Annotated in this window: 7 protein-coding genes and 2 pseudogenes; 2 read left to right on the top strand and 7 right to left on the bottom strand. The window is 68.2% G+C overall.

Annotated features, from left to right (window positions below; all coding sequences use genetic code 11):
• Positions 1-1027, bottom strand: a 1027-nt coding sequence (locus tag MJ783_RS20795) for a TIR domain-containing protein (protein ID WP_239312959.1), incomplete at its 3' end; no start/stop codon positions are given.
• A 178-nt stretch (positions 1028-1205) separates the two neighbouring features.
• On the opposite strand from MJ783_RS20795, the gene MJ783_RS20790 reads away from it, so the two are divergent.
• Positions 1206-1469 carry a hypothetical protein gene (locus tag MJ783_RS20790; RefSeq protein WP_239312956.1) on the top strand — a complete coding sequence of 88 codons (264 nt, stop codon included), beginning with the start codon at positions 1206-1208 and terminating at the stop codon, positions 1467-1469.
• A complete protein-coding gene (locus MJ783_RS20785; RefSeq protein WP_239312953.1) occupies positions 1466-1879 on the top strand; it encodes a type II toxin-antitoxin system VapC family toxin in 414 nt (137 codons plus the stop codon). The genes MJ783_RS20790 and MJ783_RS20785 overlap by 4 nt, the downstream gene beginning before the upstream one ends.
• 429 nt (positions 1880-2308) lie before the next feature.
• Here MJ783_RS20785 and MJ783_RS20780 read toward each other — a convergent pair.
• From MJ783_RS20780 to MJ783_RS20760, 6 genes and pseudogenes are all read right to left on the bottom strand, one after another.
• Positions 2309-2749: pseudogene (locus tag MJ783_RS20780) on the bottom strand (DMT family transporter); the annotation flags it as partial.
• Between the two features lie 164 nt (positions 2750-2913).
• A pseudogene (locus MJ783_RS23785) lies at positions 2914-3294 on the bottom strand (EamA family transporter); the annotation flags it as partial.
• A 105-nt stretch (positions 3295-3399) separates the two neighbouring features.
• Complete coding sequence (locus MJ783_RS20775; RefSeq protein ID WP_239312950.1) at positions 3400-4875, bottom strand: ATP-binding protein; 1476 nt, start codon at positions 4873-4875, stop codon at positions 3400-3402.
• Between the two features lie 402 nt (positions 4876-5277).
• Positions 5278-5850: a metallophosphoesterase family protein gene (locus MJ783_RS20770; protein ID WP_239312947.1), complete on the bottom strand. Its 573-nt coding sequence runs from the start codon at positions 5848-5850 to the stop codon at positions 5278-5280.
• 25 nt (positions 5851-5875) lie between these two features.
• Positions 5876-6391: a Uma2 family endonuclease gene (locus MJ783_RS20765; protein WP_239312944.1), complete on the bottom strand. Its 516-nt coding sequence runs from the start codon at positions 6389-6391 to the stop codon at positions 5876-5878.
• A gap of 123 nt (positions 6392-6514) precedes the next feature.
• Positions 6515-6968: aldo/keto reductase (locus MJ783_RS20760; RefSeq protein ID WP_239312941.1), on the bottom strand; the 454-nt coding region annotated here is incomplete at its 5' end.

Genomic DNA, 6968 nt, shown 5'->3' with positions numbered 1-6968 from the left:
CGTCGAAAAATTTCCACTTCGGCCAGTACGGTGGGAGGGGGGCCTCGTCGGCCGCTGAACATTGCAGAAAGTAGGCATTGCAAAGCTTACCGTTGACGTCGTGGTTGCCGGGAATGAGCACGAACCGGTTCCGGTCGAGTTCCAGGCTCTCCGCCAGCGCGATGAGGAAGTCGTACGCCTGGTCGAATTCGACTTTCGTGCCGGTCTCGGTCAGGTCGCCGGTGACCACGACGAAGTCTGGTCGCAGGCCATCGGTGCCGGCCCGGTCCCGCAGGTCGTCGTGCAGCCGGCCGAACAGCGACGCGTGGGCACGGTCGGCCTCGGTCAGCCCGGCCCGGCCGAACACGTGGTGCGCCCCGAACTGGGTGTCAGAGATGTGCAGCACCGTGACGGCCGGCTCCGTGACCTTGCCCGGCCTGCCCGCGGTTACCCTGGGTGTGGTGAGCCTGCCCGGAGTCGTCTCGCTGAGGGCTGCTGGTTGCCCGTTCGGCCCCGGGAACGCGGGCCGTGCGGCTACGCCGGGGAACCGCGGGGCGACGGCAGGCTTGGCCCGGCCTTCGACGGACGCGGTGATCCCCGCGAGCAGCGTGTCGGCGGCGGCCGTCTCGTCGCGGCCGACCAGATCGATGTAGGTGGTTGAGCGCAGCAGGCCCTCGGGCCGGCACTCCGCGACCCGGACCGGCACGATCCGGCGCTTGCGCCCCTCGGGGTCGTCCGGCCAGATCGCCAGCCACTCGGCGTTGCCGTACCGGGAGTCGGTCAGATAGGTGGGGGACAGGACGGGCACCACCCGGGCCGAGGCCGGCAGCGTGCGGTGCATGCTGGCCGCCCAGTTCGTGCCCGGGACGAGGTCCCACGCCTGCACGAACACCCGCGCGGGCCGGTCGCCGAACCGCACCCGGGCCTCCAGCTGCCACGCGATCCACTCTGCCCAAGCGGCGTCCGTGCCGGTGTAGCTGACGAAGAAGTCGTAGCGATCGTCGCTGCCTGAACCTGACGTGTCAGATGCTTCGCCCCCATCACCCATGGGCCAAGAATGTCACGATCCGCGTCCGGTACAGCCGTCGGGCGTGCCCGGCGTGCGGAGCGCACAGCGCGGAGGGTGGCCGGTCGCCTTTCCGTCCTGCCTTTCCGTTCGGCGTTTCTGGCTGGCGCGGTCGTGCGGTCAACCATCCAGCGGGAGTACCCGAGGTAGCATAAGGAGTATGAGCGAGCCTACCCAGAAGTACTCGATCACAATGCCTCGGGACGTCGCCGAGGCGGCCCGCGCCCGCGGCGGTCCCTCAGGCCTGTCCGCATACGTCGCCGCGGCCGTCGCGCGCCAGATCGAACGCGACAACCTCAACGACCTGATCGCGGTCGCGGAGGCCGAACACGGACCGATCACCGATGACGAGATTCAGGCCAGGCGCGATGCCCTGCTGCGCGCCCGCGAGCAGCAGGGCATCGCCGGCTTGAGCGTGGCATGATCCGCGCGCCCGTAGTGCCGGGCGGCATTCTTGTGCTGGACAGTGAAGGACTCGCCAAAGCCGTACAGCGCGACCGCGAGGTCACCGCCTGGCTCGCACTGGCCCGCGCCGACGACATGCGTGTGATCACCAGTGCGGCGACGCTGGTCGAGGTGGTGCACCCGCACATCAGGCGTCCGGCTCTCGAATGGACCCTGTCCCGCATCGTCATCGAGCCCGTCACCGAGGACATCGCCCGCCATGCGGCGGCTCTCCTGGGTGATGCGGGTCTGCATGGTCACAAATACGCGATCGACGCCATGCTCTGCGCCACCGCGCTCGCCGTCCCCGGTCCGGTCACGGTGCTCACGTCGGATCCTGACGATCTCGCGGTGCTCTGTAGCCGGCGGGTTGCTCTCATCAAAATCTGAAGCGCCCGGAGTCTGACATCGCGTTGTCTACCGGATGTTCGTCCGAAGGCGTGTTTGTGCGTTCGGCTGGATCGCCGCCACCGCGCTCGCCCTCGACGTTCCGGTGGTCAGCCAGGATGATGACCACGCGGACATACCGGGCCAGCGTGATCCGCGTCTGGCGATCGCCGCGGGAGAACGGATTGATCCCTTGTAGAGAAAGCCACACGTGGGATCGCAACCGGGCTAAGAGCGCCCGGCAATAGGGGTGTGGATCAAGGAGTGGGGTTGGGGTGCGTGCATCGCGAGGCGGCGGAGGGAGCCACCGGAGGTGTTGGGCGTCGACCAACGAGCCGGGGTACCCGTGCATCGCGCAGCGATGGACGGGGAGCGATGCGGCGAGATGTGTGCCCCAGCCCCGCGACGCCGCGCCCCCTATTGCCGGTCGCTCTAGACAGACGGGCTCGGCTCCTGCCGCCGGCCGTCGTCCGGAGTGATCGGCGAGGCGGGGATGGGTACCGCGGGCGTGCGGGCCCGCGGTGGGCGAGTGAGCACCGCGCCGACGACGATCAGAAGGCCGCCGATCAGGACATCCGGGCCGAGTGGCTCCGACAGCGCCGCGGTACCGAGAAGCGTGGACCACAGCGGGATCAGGTAGGTGACCGTGGAGGCGACTGTCGCGCCGGTCGCACGGATCACGCTGAGGTTCAACACGTACGCCACGCCCGTCCCGAATGTTCCGAGCAGTAGGAGAGCGATCCCGGCCCCAGGGCCGGGCCAGCTCGGCAGGCCGCTGACAAGTGGGCCGACGGCCAGCAGTTCCATGGTCGCACAGGAGATCTGTACGGCTGACAGCACGATCGCGGGCTCCCCGCCTCCGGAGAAGAAGCGCCGGGTGTAGGCGAAACCGGCCCCGTAGCAGGCGGCCGCTCCGAGGCATACGAGGCTCCCGGGGACCGTGCCACCGTGCCACCGTGCACCCTATGCCAGACGCCGAGTACGACGAGAACGCCGACGAACCCCATCAATAGCCCGAGAAGCCGTCGCGGCTCAGGCTGCTCCCCGGGCACCAAGACCAGAACGAAGACGAGCGTCGTCAGCGGCGTCGTCGCGTTGAAAACGCCGGCGAGCAGCGAACTCACCTGCGTTTCACCCCACGCGAACAGCGCGAACGGCATGGCGTTGAGCAGGGCCGCGACCACCGCCGCGTGGCCCCAGGTCGCGCGGGAGCGGGGAAACCGCAGTCTCTTCGCCAGGCACACGGCACTGAGCGCCAGAGCGCCGAACAGGCATCGCCACAGCGCCACCCACATCGGGGGGACGCCCTCGTCGACCGCAATTTTGATCAGTGCGAAGCTTGACCCCCAGATCGCGGACAGCAGGATGAAGCTTGGTAGCCATCCGATCTGGATGTGCCGCTCGGTCACCTCGGTCATCGTCCAGCCTTCACACGTTGGGGCACCGTGCCCGGCCATCGTGCGCGATACCGATCACTGATCGTCGGTGGCGCGGCCTGCGCTACATAGGGTGAGTGACGGTTGCTACCCACCGTGGCCGGCGCCGGATGTCGTTTGCCAGGCGGAAAGGACCTCGCCCGGACCCCAGACGAGATCCACGTGAGTAAGGTCGAGAGCTGGGTCGGTGCCGGACAGGGACACGATGGCAAATCCCGTGTCGCCGACGGTGAAACCGGGCACCGCGGGTGCGCTGCGCATGAGGTCCGCGAGGTCATGGTTGTCGAACGCGGTTCCCAGCCACTTCACCGATCCGACGAAGTGCAGCCGTTGCGCTACGGGTGACCGGTCGGCTCCGACGAGGTCCAGCTCCGGGTCGAACTGGCGGTTCCACCAACCGCCCACGGCTTCGACGTCGGGCCAGGGCAGCGCGCCTGAGACCGACGCGAGTTCCAGCGCCTCGCGGACCAGCGGTTCGACCGCTCTGCCCCGCCATGCCGGCCAGCGGCGTTGCACAAGCCGGAAGGCCGCTTCGGGCCGTCCGCGACGTGCCTGTTCCTGGGCGGATCGCAGCGCGGTGAGATACAGGCGCAGATTGCTGTCGGCGACCCGGTAGAGCGCGGGCTTGCCAGGGCGGGTGGACAGCGGTTCGTCGACAGCGAGTACCCGCTTCTCCTCGACCAGCCGGCGTAGGAGCGGCGACAGCGATCCTGAGCTCAGGGCCCCCTGGCGGCTGCCCGCGGACGCGGCGATGTTGGCGTGTGTACGGTCTCCGCTGCCCACCGCCTCGAGAACCCGCCGCGACTGGTCGGGTGCGGGAAACTCCGCCATCAGTGTTGATTCCGGCACGCTGAACAGCGGCGAGGCCGGGTCGGTGCATTCCTGTTCGATGAAGGGCAGCGGCGGAGTTCCGGCTGGCCAGTTCCGGAGAATACCGGGCAGCCCACCGGAAACCAGCTGGGCGTCGATCGCGTCGGCCGCGTCCAGACCCAGCGCACGTCCCGTTTCCGCCGGGTTGAGGGGGCCGAGGACAAGATTGTCGGCCCGTCCGAAGAATGGCCGGTCGTAGGCGGTGAGCCGTTCCATCATGTGGATATCGCTGCCGAGGAGCAGGAGGAGCACCGGGCGTCCGGCGAGCAGCCGGTCCCAGGCCGTCTGCAGCGCCCCGTCGAACAGATCGTCCTGTTCCGCGAGCCAGGGAAGTTCGTCGAGGACGACGATGGCAGGGAAGTCGGGTAGGACCGAGGCGAGGACACGGAAGGCGTCAGGCCAGCTTCCGGTGGCCGCGGTCGGCACGAGTTCACGCTCGGTCGGCAGGGACGACTCCCTGAGGTCCGCGAAGAAGGCGGCCACCGATTCGACGGGTGAGGCTCCCTTGGTCGCGGTGAAGAAGAAATAGGGGACACCGGCCCGATCACAGAACTCCTGCACAAGGCGTGACTTACCCACCTGTCGCCGGCCCCGGAGGGCGACGGCTCGTCCAGCGCGGGAGGAGGTCAGCTGATCCAGCCGCTTGCGCAGGAGGGCAAGCTCGGTCGCTCTGCCGACGAAGTCCCACGCCATGAGGGCATCCCATCTATGTAGATGACATCTACATAGATGCATGCTACCGGTGGAGTGCGGGGGATCTGGTTGGCTGGGCGGATGTCGCACCGGGTCCCGTGAGCCGGGGCGACATCCTCGACGGGGCGGGCGCGCTGCTACTCGTCCAGCGCGGGCGGGAGCCGGGCCGTGGTCCGCGGTCGGTGCCCACCGCCTCGAGAACCCGCCGCGGGCGGTCGGGCGCGGGAGCGTTGATTCCGGCCCGCTGAACAGCGGCGAGGCGGCGTCGCGGGGGTGGGGCACACACCTCGTGACGTTGTCGTCGGTCAACCACCCCAAGGGCCAGGGTGGTTCCCTCCGCCGCCTCGCGACGCACGCGCCCCAGCCCCACCCCTTGATCCACATCCCTATTGTCGGGCGTTCTTACTGAGGCATGGCGTCGACCAGTTTCAGCAGCGTCGCCGCCGGGACGGGTATCCAGTCCCAGACGTCCACGCCCACGTTGATCTGTCGTTCACTGATCTGCCAGGCGTCGTGTACGTGCCCGCACAGCAACGGCCGGCCGTCGTCATCGGGACGGCTGTCGACATAGCGGTCGGATTCCGTGTGGTCGCCGCGGTAGGGGAAGTGGGCCAACGTGACCAGCTGGTTGCCGATCCGGTGTTCCCGCACGACTCCGGACGTGTGGACGTCGGCGAAGCCCGCCTCGATGTACCGACGGATCTGGCCGGCGTGCCGGCGGTGCCCGGACCAACAGGAGTCATGATTACCGGCGACGAGAATCTTGCGGCCGTTCAGCGCGGCGACCGGGCCAAGCTTCGCCGGCGTGAGCGAGACGTCCCCGAGAACCCAGACGGTGTCCGTGGCCGCCACCACGGCGTTCCAGCGTGCCACCAGGCCGGCGTTCATTGCCTCGACGTCGGGCCAGGGCCGCGAGGCATAGCTCAGAATGTTCGTGTGGCCGAAATGGAGATCGGCTGTGTACCACGTCGTCACAGAATCCCTGTCATTACCAGTCGGTTCACGGCCAGTCGATGCCGTCGATCAGTTCGGTTGCCGTGACGTCGAGTAGGTCGCTGCGCCCGGTCTCGTCGTATTTGCCGTCCACGAGTTGCCAGATTCGCACCGTCCGGCGGTTCGGATCGGCGACGATCAGTTCGTCCACCTCGTGCGCGGCATAAAAATCGATCTTCGCATAAGTCTCATCGTCCGGTGACACGACCTCGATGACCACGGCGGCGGTGGAAAGGTACACGCCGGTCGGGTTCCCGCGGTGCAATCCACCGTCGGGTACCCGGTAGTCGTTGCGGCGGCCGAGGTTGAACGGGCCGGTGCGTACAAGCCCGGCGGCCCGCGCACGAATCCGTAGCAGCGCGCTGATTTCGTCGTCTACGCGGCCGTGTTCGGCTGATGGGCCCGGCGCCATATGGTATTCCCCGTTCCAGATCTCGTCGAAGGTGTCCTGCCCGAGCGATTCGCGCCGGGCGATGAACTCGTCGAGGATCTGAGGGCGTTCGCCGAGAACTATGGTGCGCATGCCGGACCGCCTCTCCGTGACTTCGTCGACTTCGTCGGCCGAAGGCCGCGAGAGTCTCTCGTGGTCACACCAGATTATAGATCAATACCGTGCCATCCGTGTCCGGGAGTGTCTCTCGCCGGATCACGCGTTCCGGCGGCGCGCTGCCGGCTCGGTCAGCGACGGCGGTTCGTAGCCCGCGTCCGCCATGTTGATCGTGATGCCCGGCGGCACGATCTCGTCGATCCGGTTCAGGACGTCCGGCGAGAGCGTCACCTTGACCGCGTCGAGCTGTGACTCGAGCTGCTCCAAGGTCCGCGGGCCGATGATTGCCGAAGTGACGGCCGGGTGGGTGAGGACGAACGCGATGGCCAGGTGGATGAGGGAGAGCCCCGCGTCTTCGGCCAGGAGGGCGAGCCGCTCGACCGCCTCGAGCTTGGTGGCGTTCGCCGGGAGGGTCAGGTCGAAACGTCCGGGCGTGCGCTGGCCACGGCCGGAGACGGGCAGCTCGGCTCCCTTGCGGTACCGCCCGGACAGCCACCCGCCGGCCAGCGGGCTCCACGGGATCACGGCTAGTCCGTAGCGCTGCGCAACCGGC

Origin of the sequence: Protofrankia sp. Cj3 (assembly GCF_917627355.1) — a bacterium.
Classification (GTDB): Bacteria; Actinomycetota; Actinomycetes; order Frankiales; family Frankiaceae; genus Protofrankia.
Note: the sequence above shows the minus strand (reverse complement) of the source record. Positions and strands in the feature narration are given on the sequence as shown.